This window comes from Pseudomonas sp. GW821-FHT09A09 (genome assembly GCF_059418405.1).
In genome coordinates this window covers 76,321-97,501 of sequence record NZ_JBWKPU010000015.1, presented here as the reverse complement: position 1 = coordinate 97,501, position 21,181 = coordinate 76,321, and the positions used below count along the sequence as shown (strand labels likewise).

Here is a 21,181-nt window from a genome sequence, read left to right as displayed (position 1 = left end):
CCCCCCCCCCCCTCCCCTCCCCCCCCCCCCCCCCCCCCCCCCCCCCCCCCCCCCCCCCCCCCCCCCCCCCGGGCTCCTACCGGGGTGTGTTGCGTCAGTTTTTACGGAAGACGAACACCAGGCCGATGATGATCAAGCCCATCCCCAGCAGGCTCAACATCGCCAGCCTGTTGCCGAAGATCAGGTAGTCCATCACCGCCGTCACGGCCGGCACCAGGTAGAACAGGCTGGTGACATTCACCAGGTTGCCCCGGGCGATCAGGCGGTACAGCAACAGCGTTGCCAGCAAAGACACCACCAACCCCATCCACAGCACCGGCACGAAAAAGCCCTTGCTGTGTTCAAAGTGGAACGGTTGGAACGGCACGAATACCGCGCACAACAGCAAGCCCGCCAGGTATTGCACCGGCAGTGTGCCCAGGGGGTTATCGGTGATGCGCTTTTGCATGATCGAACCAAAGGTCATGCTGGCCAGTGCCAACAGCCCGAACAGCATCCCTGCCAGAGACATGCCCGACATGCCGATGCCTTGGTAGACCACCATGATCAACCCCGCCAGGCCCAGCCCCAGGCCGAACATCCGGCGCCAGGAACGTTGGAGTTCCATCAGCACCACGGTGAGGATCGGTTGCACGCCCATGATGGTTGCCATCACGCCGGGCGTGACTTTGAGGTCGAGGGCCAGCAGGTAAAAAATCTGATAAGCCCCCAACAGCACCAATCCGGTTGCTGCCGCATACAGCAGGGGTTTGCCGGGGCGCGGCAACTTCAACTTGAGGATCGGCACCAAGATCACCAGGCCCGCAAGGGCGATGGCAAAGCGCATCAGCAGGAACGCAAAGGGTGACGCATGGGCCAAGCCCCACTTGGAGAAAATCGCCCCGCTGCTCCACAGCAGGACAAACAGGCTCGTCGAGGCCGCCGCGGCCACGGATTGTTTCGAAAGAACAGACATGGTTACCACCTGTCATCAGGCAAAAAAAGCCGATTCAGCAGACGCTGAAATGCATTAGGTTTTTTTCAGGCGGGCAGACGGGAACAGCAGCGCTGATCAGCCCGAAATGCCAACGCCCGGCGGTGATACGACTGCGTACACCGGCGTGCTGCTGACAGGAGGGGGGTAGTGACTGATCTGCGCAGGCTGCTTTTCCCCGCACGGCACGACCACAGCGTTGACCGCTGAATCGACTACCGCTATGCGCTTGGAAGCTGGCATGTGCTGATCTTTTTGAAGGGAGGAATGCCGCCCGACTATAACCAGCCGCAAACATATTTTGCAATAACTCCTCCGGGTCTTTTTGCGTGGAGGAGTTTTCATGCGGCGGCAAAACACCGGTCGCTATAATGCCGCCGGGTTTTTCCAAGGATTTCACATGATCGCTCTGCCCTGGCTGTACCTGGTGCTTCTCTCCATTGGCTACTCAGTGGCCTTGATCTACGGGCAACTGGGCCTGCTCGCGGCCGTCTCGGTCGGCCTGTTGCTGATCGCCGGCTACGCGGTGCGCCAGCAACGCACGCCCTGGGCGCGCTACCTCGGCCACGGTTTGTTCATCGTCCTGGCGCTGGGCCTGGCGATGCACTGGTTGCCGGGTTTCTACAACGGGCGCGGCATCGACCCGCAACGGTTGACCCCGGACGCCGTGCCGTTCTCGATGTACCTGAACCAGGACAAACCCCTGATCGGTTTCTGGCTGCTGCTGGCCTGCCCGTGGATCGTTGCGCGACGGACGTTGCGGCTGTCGATTTGCGTGGCGGCACTGGCGTTGGCCCTGACGGCTGTTGCAGCGCTAGGCGGGGCGGCGTTGCTGGGGATTATCAGTTGGGCACCAAAGTGGCCGGAACAGGCGTGGTTATGGGTGTTGAACAACCTGTTGCTGGTGACTTTGGTGGAAGAGGCACTGTTTCGCGGTTACATCCAGGGCGGCTTGAGCCAACGTTTCAAACACCTGCCGTATGGGGAGAACCTCGCACTCTTGCTCGCCTCACTGCTGTTCGGCATGGTGCACCTCGGCGCGGGCTGGCATTGGGTGCTGCTGGCGAGCATCGCCGGGGTCGGTTATGGCCTGGCGTACCGGTTTGGCGGGCTGGGTGCAGCGATTGCCACGCATTTTGGCTTGAATCTGCTTCACTTCGGGTTGTTTACCTACCCAATGCTGGCCGGCTGATTGCCCTCTGTAGGAGCGAGCTTGCTCGCGAAAAGCCCGTGAACGCCGCGTTTAACCATAAACCCTGCGTTATCGTTGGCGACCTTCGCGGGCAAGCCCGCTCCTACAGGGGTTATGTACCCAATGCTGGCCAGTCGATTGTTGCAAAAATAAGTTAAATAAACGCCTGACCCTGCCGATACCCCTTGAAAGCCTTGCGGATTGAACAATCATGCGTAATAACCAACCCGTTACCCAGCGCGAACGTACCTTCCCCGCTCAGCAACGGTTGATCTCCACCACAGATGCCAAGGGTGTCATCACTTACTGCAACGACGCGTTTGTCGAAATCAGTGGGTTCACCCGTGACGAGCTGATTCGTGCCCCGCACAATCTGGTGCGTCACCCGGACGTTCCGGCGGCTGTGTTCGCGCACATGTGGTCGACGCTCAAACAAGGCTTGCCATGGATGGGCATTGTCAAGAATCGCTGCAAGAGCGGTGATCACTATTGGGTTAACGCCTATGTGACCCCCGTTTTCGACGGCAACCAGGTGATCGGCTACGAATCGGTGCGCATCAAGCCCACCGCCGAGCAGATCCGCCGGGCCGAAGCGCTCTACCAACGCATCAACCAAGGCAAGTCTGCCGTTCCCCAGCGGGACAAGTGGCTGCCGGTGCTGCAGGACTGGCTGCCGTTTATCCTGGTCAGCCAATTGAGCTTCATGATCGGCGCGTCGCTGAATTCCCATTGGGGTTTCGCCCTGGCGGCGGGGTTGTCGGTGCCCTTGGGCCTGCTGGGCCTGAGCTGGCAGCAGCGCGGCCTCAAGCGCTTGTTGCGCCTGGCCGAGCAGACCACCTCCGACCCGTTGATCGCACAGATGTACACCGACAGCCGTGGCGCACAAGCGCGCCTGGAGATGTCGATCCTCAGCCAGGAAGCACGCCTGAAGACCTGCCTCACACGCTTGCAGGACACGGCCGAGCACCTGAACGATCAAGCCGCGCAGTCCAACACCCTGGCGCACAACAGCTCCAGCGGCCTGGAGCGCCAGCGCGTTGAGACCGAGCAAGTGGCCACCGCCGTCAACCAGATGGCCGCGACCACCCAGGAAGTCGCCAGCCACGTACAGCGCACAGCCGATGCGACCCAGGAGGCCAACCGCCTGACTGGCCGCGGTCGTGATATCGCCGGAGAAACCCGCGAGGCGATTCAGCGCCTGTCCGTTGCCGTGGGTGAAACGGGCGTGACCGTCACCCAGCTGGCTAAAGACAGCGATGAGATCGGCGGCGTGGTCGATGTGATCAAAGGCATTGCCGACCAGACCAACCTGCTGGCCCTCAACGCCGCCATCGAAGCGGCCCGTGCCGGTGAGATGGGCCGTGGCTTTGCGGTGGTGGCGGACGAAGTGCGCCAACTGGCGCAGCGCACCGCCGAATCCACCGGGCAGATCCACGCCCTGATCGCCAAGCTGCAGCAGACCGCCGCCGCCGCCGTGCAAACCATGGACGCCGGGCATCGCCAGGCCGAAGAGGGTGTGGCGCGGGTGATGGAAGCGGACCAGGCGTTGGTGGGCATCAGTGAAGCGGTGGCGCATATCACCGACATGACCACCCAGATCGCAGCAGCGACCGAAGAGCAAAGCTCGGTGGCCGAAGAGATCAGCCGCAACATCAGCACCATTGCGCTGTTGGCGGACCAGACGTCGGAGCAGGCGCTGAACTCGGCGCAGTTAAGTGAAGAGCTAACGCATACCGCCAATACCCAGTATTCGCTGGTAGAGCGGTTCAACCGGTAAATTGCTATCGCCGGCAAGCCGGCTCCTACAGGTTACGCGATCCTCTGTAGGAGCCGGCTTGCCGGCGATGACGGCCTAAAGGACAGCGAGAAACCCAGCCACTTTCACCGCCGCGGCCTCCAGGTGCTGCTCATGACTAAACCCCGACGCCTTCAACGGCTTCAAGTCATGATCCCCCGCCACCCGCCACATCACCTCGATACTCGGCGACAGCTCATACCCTTCCACCGCCGCCCGATTGCCCAGGGCATCCCGCTCACCCTGCACAATCAAAGTACGCGTCTTCAGCGCCACCAGATGCTCGACCCGTGGTTTCTCCGGTTTACCCACGGCATAAAACGGATACCCCAGGCACACCAACCCATCGGCACCCAACTCATCCGCCAACAAACTGGCCATGCGCCCGCCCATGGACTTGCCGCCAATCGCCAGTTTCCCAGCGACATGACGTCGCACCTGCGCATACACCTCACGCCAGGCGTCCAGCAGTTTCGGCGCCGGATTCGGTGGGCGCTTGCCGCCGTCCACACGGCGCTGGGCCATGTAGGGAAATTCGAAGCGAACCACGTTGACGCCATGCCCGGCAAGGCGTGCAGCCATGTCGTTCATGAAGGATGAGTCCATCGGCGCGCCGGCGCCGTGCGCCAAAATCAGCGTCACAGGCTCGCGTCCCGCAACGGACGAGGCAGCATCCCACAACCACCCGTGTTCCCGCACACACTGCGCCCATTGATCCCCGTCAATACTGGCCTTGTGCTCTTCTCCCATGCTTGCCTCGCTTTTTAGTCTGCCTATAACTCCAGCCCAAGTGCCGCATCTGCTTGGGTTGAACCGTGGATGGGGAACCATGAACACTACTTTAAGTACCGCCTATAACTACAAGGTGGTCCGCCAATTCGCCATTATGACGGTGGTGTGGGGCATCGTCGGCATGGGCCTCGGGGTTTTTCTCGCTGCCCAATTGGTCTGGCCTGCACTCAACTTCGATCTGCCGTGGACCAGCTTCGGCCGCCTGCGTCCGTTGCACACCAACGCGGTGATCTTCGCCTTCGGTGGCTGCGCGCTGTTCGCCAGCTCCTTCTACTCGGTGCAACGCACCTGCCAGACCCAGTTGTTCGCGCCGAAGATCGCCGCGTTCTGCTTCTGGGGCTGGCAACTGGTCATCCTGTTGGCCGCGATCACCTTGCCACTGGGCTACACCAGCTCCAAAGAATACGCCGAGCTGGAATGGCCGATCGACATCCTGATCACCATCGTCTGGGTGGCCTACGCCATTGTGTTCTTCGGCACGGTGATGAAGCGCACCACCAAGCACATCTACGTCGGCAACTGGTTCTTCGGTGCGTTCATCATCACCGTGGCCATCCTGCACATCGTCAATAACCTGGAAATCCCGGTCAGCCTGACCAAGTCCTACTCCCTCTACGGCGGTGCGACGGATGCCATGGTGCAGTGGTGGTACGGGCACAACGCGGTAGGCTTTTTCCTCACCGCCGGTTTCCTGGGGATGATGTACTACTTCGTGCCCAAGCAGGCCGAGCGCCCGGTGTACTCCTATCGCTTGTCCATCGTGCACTTCTGGGCGCTGATCACCCTGTACATCTGGGCCGGCCCGCACCACCTGCACTACACCGCGCTGCCGGACTGGGCGCAGTCCCTGGGCATGGTGATGTCGCTGGTACTGCTGGCACCGAGCTGGGGCGGCATGATCAACGGCATGATGACCCTGTCGGGCGCCTGGCATAAGTTGCGCAGCGACCCGATCCTGCGCTTCCTCGTCGTCTCCCTGGCCTTCTACGGCATGTCGACCTTCGAAGGCCCGATGATGGCGATCAAGACCGTCAACGCCCTCTCCCACTACACCGACTGGACCATCGGCCACGTACACGCCGGCGCCCTCGGCTGGGTGGCGATGATTTCCATCGGCGCGCTGTACCACATGATCCCAAAAGTCTTCGGTCGCGAGCAGATGTACAGCCTCGGCCTGATCAACGCGCACTTCTGGCTGGCCACCATCGGCACCGTGCTCTACATCGCCTCGATGTGGGTCAACGGCATCGCCCAAGGCCTGATGTGGCGTGCGGTCAACGAAGACGGCACCTTGACCTACTCCTTCGTCGAAACCCTGGTGGCCAGCCACCCTGGCTTTATCGTGCGGCTGGTGGGCGGCGCCATCTTCCTCAGCGGCATGTTCCTGATGGCTTACAACACGTGGCGCACCGTGCGTTCGGCGCAACCGGCCGAAGTCACCGCTGCAGCGCAGCTGGCCTGAGGAGTCTGTGATGAAACACGAAACGATTGAAAAGAACGTCGGCCTGTTGATGCTGCTGATGGTGCTCGCCGTGAGCATCGGCGGCCTGACCCAGATCGTCCCGCTGTTCTTCCAGGACGTGACCAACAAGCCGGTGGAAGGCATGAAGCCCTACACCGCGTTGCAACTGGAAGGCCGCGACATCTACATCCGCGAAGGCTGCGTGCAGTGCCATTCGCAAATGATCCGCCCGTTCCGCGCCGAGACCGAGCGCTACGGCCACTACTCGGTGGCGGGCGAAAGCGTGTGGGACCACCCGTTCCTGTGGGGTTCCAAGCGCACCGGCCCGGACCTGGCCCGCGTCGGCGCACGCTACTCGGACGACTGGCACCGCGCCCACTTGTACAACCCGCGCAACGTGGTGCCCGAGTCGAAAATGCCGGCCTACCCGTGGCTGGTCACCGCCCCAGTCGACAGCAGCCACACCGAGACCAAGTTGAAAGTGATGCGCACCCTCGGCGTGCCGTACACCGACGACGACATCAGTGGCGCCGTGGCCAGCCTCAAAGGCAAGACCGAGATGGACGCGCTGGTTTCTTACCTGCAAGTGCTCGGCACTGCCATCAAGAGCAAGAGGTGAGCCATGGGATTTGAATTCGATGCAGGCACCATCCGCGGCCTCGGCACGCTGGTGGTCGCCATCGCCTTTATCGGCCTGTCGCTGTGGGTGTTCAACAACCGGCGCAATGCGGAATTCGAGCAGGCACGCCTGCTGCCGTTCGCCGATGAACCGTCCCCATCCGACGCTCAAGAAGAGCCTGCAACAAGGAGCAATCGGCCATGACCCTATTCTGGAGTACATGGATCTGCGTACTGACCCTCGGCAGCCTGATCGGCCTGACTTGGCTGTTGATCGGCACCCGCAAGGGCGAGACCAAGGGCAGCGTGGACCAGACCATGGGCCACGCCTTCGACGGTATCGAGGAATACGACAACCCGCTGCCCCAGTGGTGGTTCATGCTGTTCGCCGGCACCCTGGTGTTTGCGGTCGGCTACCTGATCCTCTACCCGGGCCTGGGCAACTGGAAAGGCGTGCTGCCGGGCTATGAAGACGGCTGGACCCAGACCAAGGAATGGGACAAGGAAATGGCCAAGGCCGACGCCAAGTTCGGGCCGATCTTCGCCAAATTCTCGGCCATGCCCCTGGAAGAAGTCGCCAAGAACCCGCAAGCGCTGAAAATGGGCGGCCGCCTGTTCGCCTCCAACTGCGCGGTATGCCACGGCTCGGATGCCAAGGGCGCGTTCGGCTTCCCGAACCTGGCGGACGACATCTGGCGCTGGGGCGGCTCGGCCGAGGCGATCAAGGCCACCATCCTCAACGGCCGCCACGCGGCGATGCCGGCCTGGGGTGACATGCTTGGCGACGAGGGTGTGAAGAACGTCGCCGCCTATGTGCGTCACGACCTGGCCAAGCTGCCTCTGCCGGCCGACAACACGGCCGATCTGGGCGCGGGTAAAACTGCATTCAACACCACTTGCGTGGCTTGCCATGGCCCTGAAGGCCACGGCATGGAAGCCATGGGCGCCCCGGACCTGACCAAGCCGGCCGGCTACATCTACGGCACCAGCCTGGCGCAGTTGCAGCAAACCATCCGCCACGGCCGCCAAGGCCAGATGCCGGCGCAGGAAGCGTTGCAGGGCAATGACAAGGTGCACTTGTTGGCGGCTTATGTTTACAGCCTGTCCCATGGGGACAAGCAGGTTGCAGAAGAGTAAACCTCGTCAACCAACAAGCCCCGCCCGGTGAAAACTAGCGGGGCTTTTTTGTGAGCCATCGCCTTGCAGACGACCGTTCGCGCCCCTGCAGTTGCCGCTCGCCGCACCAAGGTAGTAACGTGGCTACATTCAGTTAGATTAAGGGAGCGCTCCCATGACCATCACCACCATTTCCAGTCGCGAATTCAACCAGGACACAAGCGGTGCCAAAAAAGCCACCCGCCAAGGGCCGGTTTTCATCACTGATCGCGGAAAGCCTGCTCATGTGCTGCTAAGCATTGAGGACTACCAGAAATTGACCGGCCTGAACGCCGACATCGTTGATCTTCTGGTCATGCCGGAAGCGGCCGATATCGACTTCGAAACCGAACGCGCCGTGATCACTCATCGCCCTGTGGACCTCTCTTGATGTACCTACTCGATACCAACGTAATCTCGGAGCTTCGTAAACCCCAGGCAGACGTAAACGTAGTCGCCTGGGCCAGAAGCGTCATCGCGCCGCGCATGTTCATCTCGGCGATTACCCTCAAAGAGTTGGAGACCGGGGTGTTACGCATCGAGCGGCGCGATTCGGCTCAAGGAAAGATATTGCGCACCTGGCTCAAGCGCCATGTGATGCCAGCGTTCGACGCCAGGATTCTGCCGGTAGACGCCGCCGTCGCGCTGCGCTGCGCTCACCTGCATGTTCCCGACAAGGCTAACGAAAGTGACGCACTGATCGCCGCGACGGCATTGGTCCACGGGCTGACGGTCGTCACGCGCAACGTCAGCGACTTCAAGTCCAGTGGCGTTGCCGTGATCAATCCGTGGGACGCGTGAACGGCCATCCTGCAAAAATCCCCCCTGCTTCACGCGTGAACTGATCCGGGCGCTTGAAGCTTTCATCACGCGACCTGTTGTCACACCCTTCACGCCCCCCAACTTTCCCCTCCTGCCATTCGGGTCTACGCTTGTTCCCACAGTGGATCGGTATTGGCCGGTCGACGGCCGATTTGCACTCGATGGGTTGAACATTTCTGCTCGATGACAGACGCAAAGGCTGGCAGTGACAGGCTGTCGTGCCACTGATCTCGTGTCACCCGAACAGCGTGTTTACACACACCAAGTTACAAGTCCCGCCTACCCGCAAATTTTCTTGTCCACTCGATCAGCTTTATATTTTTGATTTTGTCCCTACTCAAAACATGGAAAGGGCGCAGAATCTGGCGTGGAACGCATTGATACAGGTCAGCCATTGCGTTGCAAAGGCCCCTCGCTTTCTACATACTTGCGGCCGATTTTACCTATAAAAAAACCTAAACCGTGGAACCTTAGAATGAGCACAGCAATCAGTCCGACTGCTTATAACTATAAGGTAGTCCGCCAGTTCGCCATCATGACGGTGGTCTGGGGGATCCTTGGCATGGGGCTCGGGGTGTTCATCGCCTCGCAACTGGTTTGGCCGGAATTGAATTTCGGTTTGCCATGGACGACCTTTGGCCGCCTGCGCCCGCTGCACACCAACCTGGTGATTTTCGCCTTCGGTGGATGTGCATTGTTTGCTACCTCCTACTATGTCGTGCAGCGAACCTGCCAGACGCGACTGATCTCCGACGGCCTCGCCGCCTTCACCTTCTGGGGCTGGCAAGCGGTCATCGTCGGCGCGGTAGTCACCCTGCCGCTGGGCTACACCACCACCAAGGAATACGCCGAGCTGGAATGGCCCATCGCCATTTTGCTCGCCATCGTGTGGGTGACCTATGCCGTGGTGTTCTTCGGCACCATCGTCAAGCGCAAGACCAAACACATCTATGTCGGCAACTGGTTCTACGGGGCCTTCATCCTCGTGACGGCGATGCTGCACATCGTCAACCACGCCTCGCTGCCGGTCAGCCTGTTCAAGTCCTACTCGGCCTACGCCGGGGCGACGGATGCGATGATCCAGTGGTGGTACGGCCACAACGCCGTGGGGTTCTTCCTCACCACCGGTTTCCTGGGGATGATGTACTACTTCGTGCCCAAGCAGGCCGAGCGTCCTATCTACTCCTATCGCCTGTCCATCGTGCACTTCTGGGCGCTGATCACCCTGTACATCTGGGCCGGTCCGCACCACCTGCACTACACCGCGCTGCCAGACTGGGCACAGTCCCTGGGCATGGCGATGTCGATCATCCTGCTGGCTCCGAGCTGGGGCGGCATGATCAACGGCATGATGACCCTGTCGGGCGCCTGGCATAAATTGCGCACCGACCCGATCCTGCGCTTCCTCGTGGTGTCCCTGGCGTTCTACGGCATGTCGACCTTCGAAGGGCCGATGATGGCGATCAAGACCGTCAACTCGCTGTCCCACTACACCGACTGGACCATCGGCCATGTACACGCCGGCGCCCTCGGTTGGGTCGCGATGATCTCCATCGGCGCGCTGTACCACATGATCCCCAAACTGTTCGGCCGCCCGCAGATGCACAGCGTTGGCTTGATCAACGCGCACTTCTGGCTGGCCACCATCGGCACCGTGCTCTACATCGCCTCGATGTGGGTCAACGGCATCACCCAGGGCCTGATGTGGCGTGCGATCAACGATGACGGCACCCTCACCTACTCCTTCGTCGAAGCGCTGCAAGCCAGCCATCCGGGCTACATCGTGCGCGCCCTGGGCGGTGCATTCTTTGCCTCCGGCATGTTCCTGATGGCCTACAACGTGTGGCGCACCGTGCGTGCCGCCGACCCGGTAGAAGCCGAAGCCGCCGCCAAGATCGCCGTTGTGGGAGCTCACTGATGAAGCATGAAGTAGTCGAGAAGAATATCGGCCTGCTGGCCTTCTTCATGGTCATCGCCGTGAGCATCGGCGGCCTGACCCAGATCGTCCCGTTGTTTTTCCAGGACGTGACCAACAAGCCGGTCGAAGGCATGAAGCCGCGCACCGCCCTTGAAGTTGAGGGTCGTGACGTCTACATCGCCAACGGCTGCGTGGGTTGCCACTCGCAAATGATCCGTCCGTTCCGCGCCGAAACCGAACGCTATGGCCACTACTCGGTCGCCGGTGAAAGCGTGTGGGACCACCCGTTCCTGTGGGGCTCCAAGCGCACCGGCCCGGACCTGGCCCGTGTCGGCGGACGCTACTCCGATGACTGGCAGCGTGCGCATTTGTACAACCCGCGCAACGTGGTGCCTGAGTCGAAAATGCCGGCCTACCCGTTCCTCGTGGAAAACAAGCTCGACGGCAAGGACACCGCGAAGAAACTCGAAGTCTTGCGCACCCTGGGCGTGCCTTACACCGATGAAGACATCGCCGGTGCAGCCGCCGCCGTGAAGGGCAAGACCGAAATGGACGCACTGGTGGCCTACCTGCAAGGCCTGGGCACCATCATCAAAAGCAAACGGTGATCTTCATGGATATCGGGATGATTCGTGGCCTGGGCACCGTTGTGGTGATGGTGGCCTTTGTCGGCCTGGCGTTGTGGGTGTTCAGCCCCAAGCGCAAGTCGGAGTTTGAAGACGCGACCTTGCTGCCCTTTGCGGATGATCCCGAAGCCATCAAGCACGTCGAGCAAGCTTCTAGGAGTAACAAAGAATGACTACGTTCTGGAGTCTGTACGTCACAGTCCTCAGTCTGGGTACCATCTTCGCCCTGACCTGGCTGCTGCTGTCGACCCGTCGGGGGCAGCGCGCCGAACAGACGGACGAAACCGTCGGCCACTCGTTCGATGGCATCGAGGAGTACGACAACCCGCTGCCCAAGTGGTGGTTCATGCTGTTCGTTGCCACCATTATCTTTGCCCTCGGCTACCTGGCGTTGTACCCGGGCCTGGGCAACTGGAAAGGCCTGCTGCCGGGCTACAACTACCTCGACAACGACAAGCAAACCCCGTTTGCCAATGGCCAGACCGGCTGGACCGGCGTGCACGAATGGGAAAAGGAAATGGCCAAGTCGGACGCCAAGTTCGGCCCGATCTTCGCCAAGTTCGCCTCGATGCCGATTGAAGACGTTGCCAAGGACCCGCAAGCCTTGAAGATGGGTGGCCGCCTGTTCGCCTCCAACTGCTCGGTGTGCCACGGCTCCGACGCCAAGGGCGCCTATGGTTTCCCCAACCTGACTGACGCCGACTGGCGCTGGGGTGGCGAGCCGGCCACCATCAAGGAAACCATCATGAAGGGTCGCCATGCAGTGATGCCGGCCTGGCTGGATATCCTCAAGGAACAAGGCGTCAGCGATGTGGCCGCGTTCGTGGTGACCAACCTTGATGGGCGCAAGTTGCCCGAAGGCGCCAAAGCAGACGTGGCCAACGGCGAGAAACTCTTCGCCGCCAACTGCGTGGCCTGCCACGGCCCGCAAGGCAAAGGCACCCCCGCCATGGGCGCGCCCGACCTGACCCACCCGGGAGCGTTTATCTACGGTTCCAGCTTCGCCCAACTGCAGCAGACCATCCGCTACGGCCGCCAGGGCCAGATGCCTGCGCAGGAACAATTGCAGGGCAATGACAAAGTGCACTTGCTGGCGGCGTATGTTTACAGTTTGTCCCATGGGGATAAGAAGGCTGAGGAGCAGTAAGGCCAGCCTGGATTTTGGAACCACAGCAATCCCCATGTGGGAGGGGGCTTGCCCCCGATTGCAGTGTGTCAGTCAGTGCATCTGTCACTGATCCACCGCCATCGGGGGCAAGCCCCCTCCCACATTGGATCCGCAGTGTTTCAGAGGACCGAGCCAGCCAAAATCAACCCTACTTGCCAGATCAATTGATCCAGGTCACGTAGGTCGCCCCCTTTCAGCACCACCGGAGGCGTATTATTACGCCACTGCAACACCCCCAAATTTGACCCCGGTTGGCACGTACTGGCCGAGGCAAATCTCCACCGCCGTGGGATGCAATGATGAGCGACCAGATACCGGTACACGACGTTACCCCCCCAGCCAAGACCGTCGACCTCTACGCCTCGCGCGAGAAAATCTACACCCGTGCCTTCACCGGCCTGTTCCGCAACCTGCGCATGCTCGGCGGCGCTGCGTTGTTCCTGCTCTACTTCGGCACGGTGTGGCTGAACTGGGGCGGCCACCAGGCGGTGTGGTGGAACCTGCCGGAGCGTAAATTCTTCATTTTTGGCGCAACCTTCTGGCCCCAGGACTTCATCCTGCTCTCGGGCATTCTGATCGTGGCGGCCTTTGGCCTGTTCTTTATTACCGTCTACGCAGGCCGCGTGTGGTGCGGTTATACCTGCCCGCAAAGCGTGTGGACGTGGATCTTCATGTGGTGCGAAAAGGTCACCGAAGGCGACCGCAACCAACGCATCAAACTCGACAAAGCCCCCATGGGCGCCAACAAATTCCTGCGCAAGTTCAGCAAGCACACCCTGTGGTTGTTGATCGGTTTTGTCACCGGCATGACCTTCGTCGGTTACTTCTCCCCCATCCGCGAATTGGTGTTCGACTTCTTCACCGGCCAGGCCGATGGCTGGTCGTATTTCTGGGTCGGTTTCTTCACCCTCGCCACCTACGGCAACGCCGGCTGGCTACGTGAGCAGGTGTGCATCTACATGTGCCCGTACGCACGTTTCCAGAGCGTGATGTTCGACAAGGACACCCTGATCGTCTCCTACGACCCGCGCCGTGGCGAACTGCGTGGCCCGCGTAAAAAAGGCGTGGACTACAAGGCCCAGGGCCAGGGGGATTGCATCGACTGCACGATGTGCGTGCAGGTGTGCCCCACCGGTATCGACATCCGTGACGGCCTGCAAATCGAGTGCATCGGCTGCGCCGCGTGCATCGATGCCTGCGACAACATCATGGACAAGATGGAATACCCGCGCGGCCTGATCAGCTACACCACCGAGCACAACCTGTCGGGGCAGAAAACCCACAAGCTGCGCCCGCGCCTGATCGGTTACGCGCTGGTGCTGCTGGCGATGATCAGCCTGCTGGTGGCGGCGTTCTTCATGCGCTCGCTGGTGGGCTTCGATGTGAGCAAGGACCGCGTGCTGTACCGCGAAAACGCCGAAGGCCGCATCGAGAACGTCTACAGCCTGAAGATCATGAACAAGGACCAGCGCGACCACACCTACGTGCTCGACGCCGCAGGCCTGCCAGACCTCAAGCTGCAAGGCCGGCGTGAGATCAAGGTGGCGGCCGGCGATATCGTCAGCATGCCGGTGGAGCTGTCGAGTGCGCCGGAGCAATTGCCATCGAGCACCAACGAGGTCAAGTTCATCCTCACCGACGCCGATGACGCCAGCGTTCATATTGAAGCCAAGAGCCGATTCATCGGCCCCCAAGTTCGTTGACTTATAGAGAGCAGAACAATGTCCGTAGCGACTGCCACAAGCCCCTGGTACAAGCACCTCTGGCCCTGGATCATCATCGGGATCCTGGCCTGCTCGGTGACCTTGACCCTGTCCATGGTAACCATCGCGGTGAACAACCCGGACAACCTGGTCAACGACAACTACTACGAGGCCGGCAAAGGCATCAACCGCTCCCTGGACCGCGAGCTGCTGGCCCAGACCCTGCAACTGCGCGCCAAGGTGCACCTGGACGAACTGACCGGTGAAGTCGACGTGCACCTGACCGGCAACAGCAACCCGGCCACCCTGGAACTCAACCTGATCTCCCCGACCCAGCCGGAAAAGGACCGCAAGATCAACCTGGCCCGCAGCGACACCGAACACGGCCGCTACATCGGTCAAGTCACCGACAAGGTCGAAGGCCGCCGCTTCGTGGAACTGCTGGGCGTCGAGGGCGACCGCACCTGGCGCATGTTTGAAGAAGAGCAGGTCAGCCACGACAAGGACTTGCTGTTGGGGGATGAGCCGTTGCAAGGTGCCGAAGACCTGAAAAAGTAAAAAGCTTGCGCTTCGCGCATCGCGGGCAAGCCCGCTCCCACATGGGATCGCAGTCTCCTGTGGGAGCCGGGCTTGCCCGCGATGAGGCCCTCCCAGCCGACTAAGATCTCTACCCATGACCACCCCCTGCTACCACTGCGCCCTCCCCGTCCCCGCGGGCAGCCGGTTCACCGCACAGATCCTCGGTGAGCGCCGCGAACTCTGCTGCCCAGGCTGCCAGGCCGTGGCCGAAGCCATCGTCGCCGGGGGCCTGGAAAGCTATTACCAGCACCGCAGCGAAGCCTCGGCCAACCCCGACGCACTGCCGGTGCAGTTGGTGGACGAATTGGCGCTGTATGACCGCGCCGACGTGCAAAAACCCTTCGTGCGCCACGCGGGCGACCTCGCCGAAACCACCCTGCTGATGGAAGGTATCAGTTGCGCTGCCTGCGGCTGGCTGATCGAAAAACACCTGCGCCGCCTGCCCGCCGTGGCCGAGGTACGGCTGAACCTGTCCAACCACCGTTTGCATGTGCAGTGGGCCGACGGGCAATTGCCGTTGAGCCAATTGCTCAGCGAGTTACGCCAGATTGGTTACGCCGCCCACCCCTATCAGGCCGACCGCGCCGCCGAACAACTGGCCAGCGACAACCGCCGCGCCTTGCGCCAACTGGGCGTCGCCGGGTTGCTGTGGTTCCAGGCGATGATGGCGACCATGGCCACCTGGCCCGAATTCAATATCGACCTGAGCCCGGAACTGCACGTCATCCTGCGCTGGGTGGCGATGTTCCTGACAACGCCCATCGTCTTCTACAGCTGCGCGCCGTTTTTCAAAGGCGCCCTGCGCGACCTGCGCACCCGTCACCTGACCATGGATGTCTCGGTGTCCCTGGCCATCGGCGGCGCTTACCTGGCGGGTATCTGGACCGCGATCACCGGCGTGGGCGAGCTGTATTTCGACGCGGTCGGCATGTTTGCGCTGTTCCTGCTGGCGGGCCGCTACCTGGAACGTCGAGCCAGGGAACGCACCGCCGCCGCGACCGCACAACTGGTCAACCTGTTGCCCGCCTCATGCCTGCGCTTGAAGGGCGATGGCCAGAGCGAGCGCATCCTGCTGAGTGAGCTGGCGTTGGGTGATCGCGTGCTGGTGCACCCTGGCGCCGTGCTGCCGGCCGATGGCGTGATCCTCGACGGTCAATCGAGCATCGACGAATCCCTGCTCACCGGCGAATACCTGCCGCAACCCCGAGACGTTGGCGACAGCGTCACGGCGGGCACCCTCAATGTCGAAGGCGCGTTGACCGTCGAAGTACGCGCCCTGGGCCATGACACGCGCCTGTCGGCCATCGTGCGCCTGCTGGACCGGGCCCAGGCCGAAAAACCGCGCCTGGCTCAAATCGCCGACCGCGCTGCGCAGTGGTTCCTGTTGTGTTCGCTGATCGCGGCGGCCGTGATCGGCCTGGTGTGGTGGGAGCTGGACTCATCCCGTGCGTTCTGGATCGTGCTGGCCATGCTGGTGGCAACCTGCCCTTGCGCGTTGTCCCTGGCCACGCCCACCGCGCTCACCGCTGCCACTGGCACCCTGCACAAACTCGGGCTGTTGCTGACCCGTGGCCATGTGCTGGAAGGCCTGAACCAGATCGATACGGTGATCTTCGACAAGACTGGCACCCTCACCGAGGGTCGCCTGGCATTACGCGCGATTCGTCCTTTGGGTGCGTTGGGCAGCGATGACTGCCTGAGCCTCGCCGCCGCCCTGGAAAACCGCTCCGAACACCCCATCGCCCGTGCGTTTGGCCGTGCGCCACTGGCCGCCGACGAAGTGCTCAGCGCGCCAGGCCTGGGGCTGGAAGGACGTGTGGGTGAGCGCCTGCTGCGCATCGGCCAGCCGGGCTATGTGTGTGAGCTCAGCGGTTGCCCCCTGCCTGATTCACCCGATGAAGCCGGCCAATGGCTGCTGCTGGGTGATCGCAGCGGCGCCCTCGCCTGGTTCGTGCTCGATGACCGCCTGCGCAGTGATGCGCCCGCGCTGCTGGCCGCGTGCAAGGCGCGTGGCTGGCGCACGTTGCTGCTGTCGGGAGACAGCTCGCCGATGGTTGCAGGCGTGGCCCTTGAGCTGGGCATCGATGAAGCCCGTGGCGGCCTGCGCCCGGACGACAAGTTGCAGGCGCTGCAACAGCTGCACCGCGAAGGCCGCAAGGTGCTGATGCTCGGCGATGGCGTCAACGATGTGCCGGTGCTGGCCGCTGCCGACATCAGCGTGGCGATGGGCTCGGCCACGGACCTGGCCAAAACCAGCGCTGACGCGGTGCTGCTGTCCAACCGACTCGATGCCTTGGTGCAGGCATTTACCCTGGCACGGCGAACCCGTCGGGTGATCATTGAAAACCTGCTGTGGGCCGGGCTGTACAATGGCCTTATGCTGCCGTTTGCGGCCCTCGGTTGGGTCACGCCGATTTGGGCGGCGGTTGGCATGTCCCTCAGTTCGTTGACCGTGGTGTTGAACGCCTTGCGCCTGACTCGCCTACCGAGCGCGCCGGCTGCCAGCGCCCCCCTGAAAACCCGCCCGCTGCCGGCCTGAGCCGTGCGGGCATGGAGTGCAGATGCCAGCTCTATACGTGATGATCCCGGCGGCGCTGCTGTTAGTGGGTGTCGCCATTTACATCTTCTTCTGGGCAGTGGACAGCGGCCAGTACGACGACCTCGACGGCCCGGCCCACAGCGTGCTGTTCGACGACCAGGACCCGAACCACCTGGCTGGCGTCGAAGAGGCCAATAGCCCCGAACAACCGCCCAAAGATCCACCCCATGCTTGAATTGGCGCCACTGCTGGTCTCTGCGCTGATCCTCGGCTTGCTCGGTGGTGGCCACTGCCTGGGCATGTGCGGCGGACTGATGGGCGCCCTCACCCTGGCGATCCCCAAGGAGCAACGCAGCCGCCGTTTCAGGCTGCTGCTGGCGTACAACCTGGGGCGCATCCTCAGCTATGCGGCTGCCGGCGTGCTGATCGGCCTGGCCGGCTGGGCCGTGGCGAACGGCCCGGCCGCGATGTTCATGCGCGTGCTGGCCGGGTTGCTGCTGATCAGCATGGGCCTGTACCTGGCCGGCTGGTGGAGCGGCCTGACCCGCATCGAAGCCCTCGGGCGCGGCCTGTGGCGGCATATCCAGCCGGTGGCCAGCCGCTTGCTGCCAGTGTCCAGCCTGCCCCGCGCCTTGCTGCTGGGCGCGCTGTGGGGCTGGCTGCCCTGCGGGTTGGTCTACAGCACTCTGCTGTGGGCGGCGAGCCAGGGCAATGCGCTGGACAGCGGCTTGTTGATGTTGGCGTTTGGAGTGGGCACGTGGCCGGTGCTATTGGCCACGGGTTTGGCTGCCGAACGCGTCACGGCGCTGCTACGCAAACGCAGTGTACGAATGGCCGGCGGCCTGCTCGTGATCCTCTTTGGTATCTGGACGTTGCCCGGTCCGCACCAGCACTGGCTAATGGGCCATTAAATCGCCATGTGGCATAGCGCCGCTCCCCGTTGATGCAAATCAAGATGCCCTCTGCCATGCGCCCCTAGACTCGGCCCATTAGCCTATTCCGGGGAGCGCCCGCATGCTCGACGCCATTCGTTGGGACACAGACCTGATTCACCGCTACGACCTGGCGGGGCCGCGCTACACGTCCTACCCCACCGCCGTGCAATTCGACAGCCAGGTGGGCACCTTCGATCTGCTGCACGCCCTGCGCGACAGCCGCAAGGCCGCACGGCCGTTGTCGCTGTATGTGCATGTGCCGTTCTGCGCGAATATTTGCTACTACTGCGCCTGCAACAAGGTCATCACCAAGGACCGTGGCCGCGCCGCGGCTTACCTGCAACGCCTGGAGCAGGAAATCCAATTGATAGCCTGCCACCTCGACCCGAAACAGCCGGTGGAGCAACTGCACTTCGGCGGCGGTACGCCCACGTTTCTCAGCCATGACGAACTGCGCCAGGTGATGACACGCCTGCGCCAGCACTTCAATTTACTGGACGATGATTCGGGCGACTACGGCATCGAGATCGACCCCCGCGAAGCGGACTGGGCCACCATGGGCCTGCTACGTGAATTGGGCTTCAACCGCGTGAGCATCGGCCTGCAAGACCTCGACCCCGAGGTGCAACGCGCGGTCAACCGCCTGCAGAGCCTGGAAGAAACCCGCGCCGTGATCGACGCGGCACGCACCCTGCAATTTCGCTCGATCAATATCGACCTGATCTACGGCCTGCCCAAGCAGACGCCGATCAACTTTGCGCGCACCGTGGAGGAAGTGATCAGCCTGCAGCCAGATCGCCTGTCGGTGTTCAACTACGCGCACCTGCCAGAACGTTTCATGCCCCAGCGGCGCATCAACACCGACGACTTGCCCTCCCCGGCGGCCAAACTGCTGATGCTGCAAACCACCATCGAGCAGTTGACCCAGGCCGGTTATCGCTACATCGGCATGGACCACTTCGCCCTGCCCGATGACGAGTTGGCCATCGCCCAGGAAGAAGGCACCTTGCAGCGCAATTTCCAGGGCTACACCACCCACGGGCATTGCGACTTGATCGGGCTGGGGGTGTCGGCGATCAGCCAGATCGGCGACTTGTACTGCCAGAACAGCAGTGACCTGAACGGCTACCAGAACGCACTGGCCGGCGCGCAACTGGCCACCAGCCGTGGCCTGGTCTGCACCACGGACGATCGTTTGCGGCGGGAAGTGATTCAGCAGTTGATCTGCAATTTCAGCCTGGCATTCGAGGCGATCGAACAGGCCTTCAACATCGATTTTCGCGGTTACTTCGACGACATTTGGCCGCAGCTGGAAACCATGGCCGCTGACGGCCTGATCGAGCTGGACGCCCAGGGCATTCGTGTACTGCCGGCCGGGCGTTTGTTGGTGCGTTCGGTGTGCATGGTGTTCGATGCCTACCTGGAGCACCAGAACAGGCAGCGATTCTCGCGGGTGATCTGAGGCCTGTGTTACTTCGCCAAAAGGGCCATCGCTTGCATGTTGGCCTCAGGCGATTCGTTTTTCAGGGCCTTGGCCAGTTGGGCCTGGGCGTTCATCAAACCGGCCTGGATAGAGGCTACATCACCCTGCAAACCGGCCACTTTGGCCTGGCGGGCTTCCGGGGACAGCGCGGTGTCATTCATGGCCGCTGAGATCTGGGCCATCTTCTGGGCCAGCTGTTTTCTCAGCTCGCGGATCATTTTCAGCAACTCTTTGATGTTGTCTTTCAGGCCGCTGTCGTCGATGTCTTTGTTGGGGTTACCCGCCTGGGACGCTTTGAGCCCCGCCCCGGAGATGACCACCTTCACGCCTTCGCCGGGAGTAGGTGGCGGCGCTGGCTTGTCATCGACCTTTTTGCCGGCAAGCGCGTCAGCCGCTGTCAGAATCTGAGGCTTCTTGGTGGTCACGACAGCGTTATTGAAAGGGAGTACCGACATGGTCTGAGCTCCAGCTCATAAGGATTCACACTGTGTATCGGCGCCGTTACATAAAGCTTTATACCGTCGCCTGTTTTTTGTACAGGCTGGCCTCACCTACCCCCGGTGCGTTACCCTTACGTCTTATGTGTGTTTTCCCACAAGGATTTAAGAAATGTCCGAGCCAGTTAAACTGCGCGCTCACAGCCAGGCTCATTGCAAGGATTGCAGCCTGGCCCCCCTCTGCCTGCCACTTTCGTTGAATCTGGAAGACATGGATGCGCTGGACGACATCGTTAAACGCGGCCGCCCACTGAAAAAGGGTGAATTCCTCTTTCGCCAGGGTGACAAGTTCGATTCCGTCTATGCAGTACGTTCAGGCGCGCTGAAGACGTTCAGCCTGAGCGACAGCGGCGAAGAGCAGATCACCGGTTTCCACCTGCCCAGCGAGCTGGTCGGGTTGTCGGGGATGGACACCGAGATCCACCCGGTGTCGGCCCAGGCCCTGGAGACGACGTCGGTGTGCGAAATCCCCTTCGAACGCCTGGATGAGTTGGCCCTGCAGCTGCCTCAGTTGCGCCGCCAGTTGATGCGGGTGATGAGCCGTGAGATCCGTGACGACCAGCAGATGATGCTGCTGCTGTCGAAGAAAACCGCGGACGAGCGTATCGCGACGTTCCTGGTCAACCTGTCGGCGCGGTTCCGCGCCCGGGGTTTCTCGGCCAACCAGTTCCGCCTGAGCATGTCGCGCAATGAAATCGGCAATTACCTGGGCCTTGCGGTGGAAACCGTGTCCCGCGTATTCACCCGTTTCCAGCAGAACGAACTGATCGCCGCCGAGGGCAAGGAAGTGCATATCCTCGACCCGATCCAGCTGTGCGCGCTGGCCGGTGGTTCGCTGGAAGGCTGACGCAAACGCTTGCGGCCGCGCCAACCGGCGAGGCCGCAGGTATACTTCGAGTCCGTTTACAGCCCCAGGACTCTTCG

General features: G+C 61.9%; 22 protein-coding genes. 19 read left to right on the top strand and 3 right to left on the bottom strand.

What is annotated here, in order from left to right; genetic code table 11:
• Nucleotides 1-94: 94 nt before the first annotated feature.
• Nucleotides 95-955, bottom strand: coding sequence for a DMT family transporter (locus AC07OV_RS15555; protein ID WP_495092521.1), 861 nt, complete (start codon nt 953-955; stop codon nt 95-97).
• Nucleotides 956-1,373: 418 nt separating this feature from the next.
• On the opposite strand from AC07OV_RS15555, the gene AC07OV_RS15550 reads away from it, so the two are divergent.
• Nucleotides 1,374-2,165: a CPBP family intramembrane glutamic endopeptidase gene (locus AC07OV_RS15550; RefSeq protein WP_495092520.1), complete on the top strand. Its 792-nt coding sequence runs from the start codon at nt 1,374-1,376 to the stop codon at nt 2,163-2,165.
• Between the two features lie 211 nt (nt 2,166-2,376).
• Nucleotides 2,377-3,942 carry a methyl-accepting chemotaxis protein gene (locus AC07OV_RS15545; RefSeq protein ID WP_176996285.1) on the top strand — a complete coding sequence of 522 codons (1,566 nt, stop codon included), beginning with the start codon at nt 2,377-2,379 and terminating at the stop codon, nt 3,940-3,942.
• Nucleotides 3,943-4,017: 75 nt separating this feature from the next.
• Here the strand turns inward: AC07OV_RS15545 and AC07OV_RS15540 are convergent, their stop codons facing one another.
• Entirely contained in the window at nt 4,018-4,710 is a 693-nt protein-coding gene (locus AC07OV_RS15540; RefSeq protein WP_495092519.1) for an alpha/beta family hydrolase, read from the bottom strand.
• Between the two features lie 79 nt (nt 4,711-4,789).
• Between AC07OV_RS15540 and ccoN (AC07OV_RS15535) the strand changes: the two genes are divergently transcribed.
• The 16 genes from ccoN (AC07OV_RS15535) to hemN all read left to right on the top strand — a co-directional run bounded on the left by ccoN (AC07OV_RS15535) (nt 4,790) and on the right by hemN (nt 19,739).
• The gene (gene ccoN / locus AC07OV_RS15535) at nt 4,790-6,214 is read left to right on the top strand and encodes a cytochrome-c oxidase, cbb3-type subunit I (RefSeq protein ID WP_494997591.1); all 1,425 of its coding nucleotides are present in this window, start codon (nt 4,790-4,792) and stop codon (nt 6,212-6,214) included.
• A 10-nt stretch (nt 6,215-6,224) separates the two neighbouring features.
• Nucleotides 6,225-6,833, top strand: a complete 609-nt coding sequence (gene ccoO, locus AC07OV_RS15530) for a cytochrome-c oxidase, cbb3-type subunit II (RefSeq protein ID WP_017134815.1) — start codon at nt 6,225-6,227, stop codon at nt 6,831-6,833.
• Nucleotides 6,834-6,836: 3 nt separating this feature from the next.
• Nucleotides 6,837-7,037 carry a cbb3-type cytochrome oxidase subunit 3 gene (locus tag AC07OV_RS15525; protein WP_105523034.1) on the top strand — a complete coding sequence of 67 codons (201 nt, stop codon included), beginning with the start codon at nt 6,837-6,839 and terminating at the stop codon, nt 7,035-7,037.
• Nucleotides 7,034-7,969, top strand: a complete 936-nt coding sequence (ccoP, locus tag AC07OV_RS15520; protein WP_495092518.1) for a cytochrome-c oxidase, cbb3-type subunit III — start codon at nt 7,034-7,036, stop codon at nt 7,967-7,969. The genes AC07OV_RS15525 and ccoP (AC07OV_RS15520) overlap by 4 nt, the downstream gene beginning before the upstream one ends.
• 154 nt (nt 7,970-8,123) lie before the next feature.
• Nucleotides 8,124-8,378 (top strand): type II toxin-antitoxin system Phd/YefM family antitoxin, encoded by a 255-nt coding sequence (locus AC07OV_RS15515; RefSeq protein WP_105694760.1) that lies wholly within the window; start codon nt 8,124-8,126, stop codon nt 8,376-8,378.
• Nucleotides 8,378-8,788: a type II toxin-antitoxin system VapC family toxin gene (locus AC07OV_RS15510; protein ID WP_495092517.1), complete on the top strand. Its 411-nt coding sequence runs from the start codon at nt 8,378-8,380 to the stop codon at nt 8,786-8,788. Before AC07OV_RS15515 ends, AC07OV_RS15510 begins: the two co-directional genes overlap by 1 nt.
• 496 nt (nt 8,789-9,284) lie before the next feature.
• Nucleotides 9,285-10,727 carry a cytochrome-c oxidase, cbb3-type subunit I gene (ccoN, locus tag AC07OV_RS15505; protein WP_176996290.1) on the top strand — a complete coding sequence of 481 codons (1,443 nt, stop codon included), beginning with the start codon at nt 9,285-9,287 and terminating at the stop codon, nt 10,725-10,727.
• On the top strand, nt 10,727-11,335 hold the full coding sequence (gene ccoO, locus AC07OV_RS15500) for a cytochrome-c oxidase, cbb3-type subunit II (protein WP_056861521.1): 609 nt from the start codon (nt 10,727-10,729) through the stop codon (nt 11,333-11,335). Before ccoN (AC07OV_RS15505) ends, ccoO (AC07OV_RS15500) begins: the two co-directional genes overlap by 1 nt.
• 5 nt (nt 11,336-11,340) lie before the next feature.
• The gene (locus AC07OV_RS15495; RefSeq protein WP_032831505.1) at nt 11,341-11,526 is read left to right on the top strand and encodes a CcoQ/FixQ family Cbb3-type cytochrome c oxidase assembly chaperone; all 186 of its coding nucleotides are present in this window, start codon (nt 11,341-11,343) and stop codon (nt 11,524-11,526) included.
• Nucleotides 11,523-12,500, top strand: coding sequence for a cytochrome-c oxidase, cbb3-type subunit III (ccoP, locus tag AC07OV_RS15490; protein WP_176996291.1), 978 nt, complete (start codon nt 11,523-11,525; stop codon nt 12,498-12,500). Before AC07OV_RS15495 ends, ccoP (AC07OV_RS15490) begins: the two co-directional genes overlap by 4 nt.
• A 320-nt stretch (nt 12,501-12,820) precedes the next feature.
• Nucleotides 12,821-14,224: a cytochrome c oxidase accessory protein CcoG gene (ccoG, locus tag AC07OV_RS15485; RefSeq protein WP_495092516.1), complete on the top strand. Its 1,404-nt coding sequence runs from the start codon at nt 12,821-12,823 to the stop codon at nt 14,222-14,224.
• Between the two features lie 18 nt (nt 14,225-14,242).
• Nucleotides 14,243-14,782: a FixH family protein gene (locus AC07OV_RS15480; RefSeq protein ID WP_495092515.1), complete on the top strand. Its 540-nt coding sequence runs from the start codon at nt 14,243-14,245 to the stop codon at nt 14,780-14,782.
• A gap of 115 nt (nt 14,783-14,897) precedes the next feature.
• Nucleotides 14,898-17,342: a heavy metal translocating P-type ATPase gene (locus tag AC07OV_RS15475; protein ID WP_495092514.1), complete on the top strand. Its 2,445-nt coding sequence runs from the start codon at nt 14,898-14,900 to the stop codon at nt 17,340-17,342.
• Nucleotides 17,343-17,364: 22 nt separating this feature from the next.
• On the top strand, nt 17,365-17,577 hold the full coding sequence (gene ccoS, locus AC07OV_RS15470; protein WP_176996295.1) for a cbb3-type cytochrome oxidase assembly protein CcoS: 213 nt from the start codon (nt 17,365-17,367) through the stop codon (nt 17,575-17,577).
• Entirely contained in the window at nt 17,570-18,253 is a 684-nt protein-coding gene (locus AC07OV_RS15465) for a sulfite exporter TauE/SafE family protein (protein ID WP_495092513.1), read from the top strand. Before ccoS ends, AC07OV_RS15465 begins: the two co-directional genes overlap by 8 nt.
• Before the next feature lie 103 nt (nt 18,254-18,356).
• Nucleotides 18,357-19,739 carry an oxygen-independent coproporphyrinogen III oxidase gene (gene hemN, locus AC07OV_RS15460; RefSeq protein WP_176996297.1) on the top strand — a complete coding sequence of 461 codons (1,383 nt, stop codon included), beginning with the start codon at nt 18,357-18,359 and terminating at the stop codon, nt 19,737-19,739.
• A gap of 8 nt (nt 19,740-19,747) precedes the next feature.
• On the opposite strand, the gene AC07OV_RS15455 is transcribed toward hemN, so the two are convergent.
• Nucleotides 19,748-20,215: a hypothetical protein gene (locus AC07OV_RS15455; RefSeq protein ID WP_176996298.1), complete on the bottom strand. Its 468-nt coding sequence runs from the start codon at nt 20,213-20,215 to the stop codon at nt 19,748-19,750.
• Between the two features lie 154 nt (nt 20,216-20,369).
• On the opposite strand from AC07OV_RS15455, the gene fnr reads away from it, so the two are divergent.
• A complete protein-coding gene (gene fnr / locus AC07OV_RS15450; protein ID WP_016979302.1) occupies nt 20,370-21,104 on the top strand; it encodes a fumarate/nitrate reduction transcriptional regulator Fnr in 735 nt (244 codons plus the stop codon).
• Nucleotides 21,105-21,181 lie beyond the last annotated feature (77 nt).

What these genes read in the sequence shown, in the direction of transcription:
- AC07OV_RS15555 (WP_495092521.1), bottom strand. Translation starts at nt 955, where the DNA reads ATGTCTGTTCTTTCGAAACAATCCGTGGCCGCGGCGGCCTCGACGAGC.
- AC07OV_RS15550 (WP_495092520.1), top strand. Translation starts at nt 1,374, where the DNA reads ATGATCGCTCTGCCCTGGCTGTACCTGGTGCTTCTCTCCATTGGCTAC.
- AC07OV_RS15545 (WP_176996285.1), top strand. Translation starts at nt 2,377, where the DNA reads ATGCGTAATAACCAACCCGTTACCCAGCGCGAACGTACCTTCCCCGCT.
- AC07OV_RS15540 (WP_495092519.1), bottom strand. Translation starts at nt 4,710, where the DNA reads ATGGGAGAAGAGCACAAGGCCAGTATTGACGGGGATCAATGGGCGCAG.
- ccoN (WP_494997591.1), top strand. Translation starts at nt 4,790, where the DNA reads ATGAACACTACTTTAAGTACCGCCTATAACTACAAGGTGGTCCGCCAA.
- ccoO (WP_017134815.1), top strand. Translation starts at nt 6,225, where the DNA reads ATGAAACACGAAACGATTGAAAAGAACGTCGGCCTGTTGATGCTGCTG.
- AC07OV_RS15525 (WP_105523034.1), top strand. Translation starts at nt 6,837, where the DNA reads ATGGGATTTGAATTCGATGCAGGCACCATCCGCGGCCTCGGCACGCTG.
- ccoP (WP_495092518.1), top strand. Translation starts at nt 7,034, where the DNA reads ATGACCCTATTCTGGAGTACATGGATCTGCGTACTGACCCTCGGCAGC.
- AC07OV_RS15515 (WP_105694760.1), top strand. Translation starts at nt 8,124, where the DNA reads ATGACCATCACCACCATTTCCAGTCGCGAATTCAACCAGGACACAAGC.
- AC07OV_RS15510 (WP_495092517.1), top strand. Translation starts at nt 8,378, where the DNA reads ATGTACCTACTCGATACCAACGTAATCTCGGAGCTTCGTAAACCCCAG.
- ccoN (WP_176996290.1), top strand. Translation starts at nt 9,285, where the DNA reads ATGAGCACAGCAATCAGTCCGACTGCTTATAACTATAAGGTAGTCCGC.
- ccoO (WP_056861521.1), top strand. Translation starts at nt 10,727, where the DNA reads ATGAAGCATGAAGTAGTCGAGAAGAATATCGGCCTGCTGGCCTTCTTC.
- AC07OV_RS15495 (WP_032831505.1), top strand. Translation starts at nt 11,341, where the DNA reads ATGGATATCGGGATGATTCGTGGCCTGGGCACCGTTGTGGTGATGGTG.
- ccoP (WP_176996291.1), top strand. Translation starts at nt 11,523, where the DNA reads ATGACTACGTTCTGGAGTCTGTACGTCACAGTCCTCAGTCTGGGTACC.
- ccoG (WP_495092516.1), top strand. Translation starts at nt 12,821, where the DNA reads ATGAGCGACCAGATACCGGTACACGACGTTACCCCCCCAGCCAAGACC.
- AC07OV_RS15480 (WP_495092515.1), top strand. Translation starts at nt 14,243, where the DNA reads ATGTCCGTAGCGACTGCCACAAGCCCCTGGTACAAGCACCTCTGGCCC.
- AC07OV_RS15475 (WP_495092514.1), top strand. Translation starts at nt 14,898, where the DNA reads ATGACCACCCCCTGCTACCACTGCGCCCTCCCCGTCCCCGCGGGCAGC.
- ccoS (WP_176996295.1), top strand. Translation starts at nt 17,365, where the DNA reads ATGCCAGCTCTATACGTGATGATCCCGGCGGCGCTGCTGTTAGTGGGT.
- AC07OV_RS15465 (WP_495092513.1), top strand. Translation starts at nt 17,570, where the DNA reads ATGCTTGAATTGGCGCCACTGCTGGTCTCTGCGCTGATCCTCGGCTTG.
- hemN (WP_176996297.1), top strand. Translation starts at nt 18,357, where the DNA reads ATGCTCGACGCCATTCGTTGGGACACAGACCTGATTCACCGCTACGAC.
- AC07OV_RS15455 (WP_176996298.1), bottom strand. Translation starts at nt 20,215, where the DNA reads ATGTCGGTACTCCCTTTCAATAACGCTGTCGTGACCACCAAGAAGCCT.
- fnr (WP_016979302.1), top strand. Translation starts at nt 20,370, where the DNA reads ATGTCCGAGCCAGTTAAACTGCGCGCTCACAGCCAGGCTCATTGCAAG.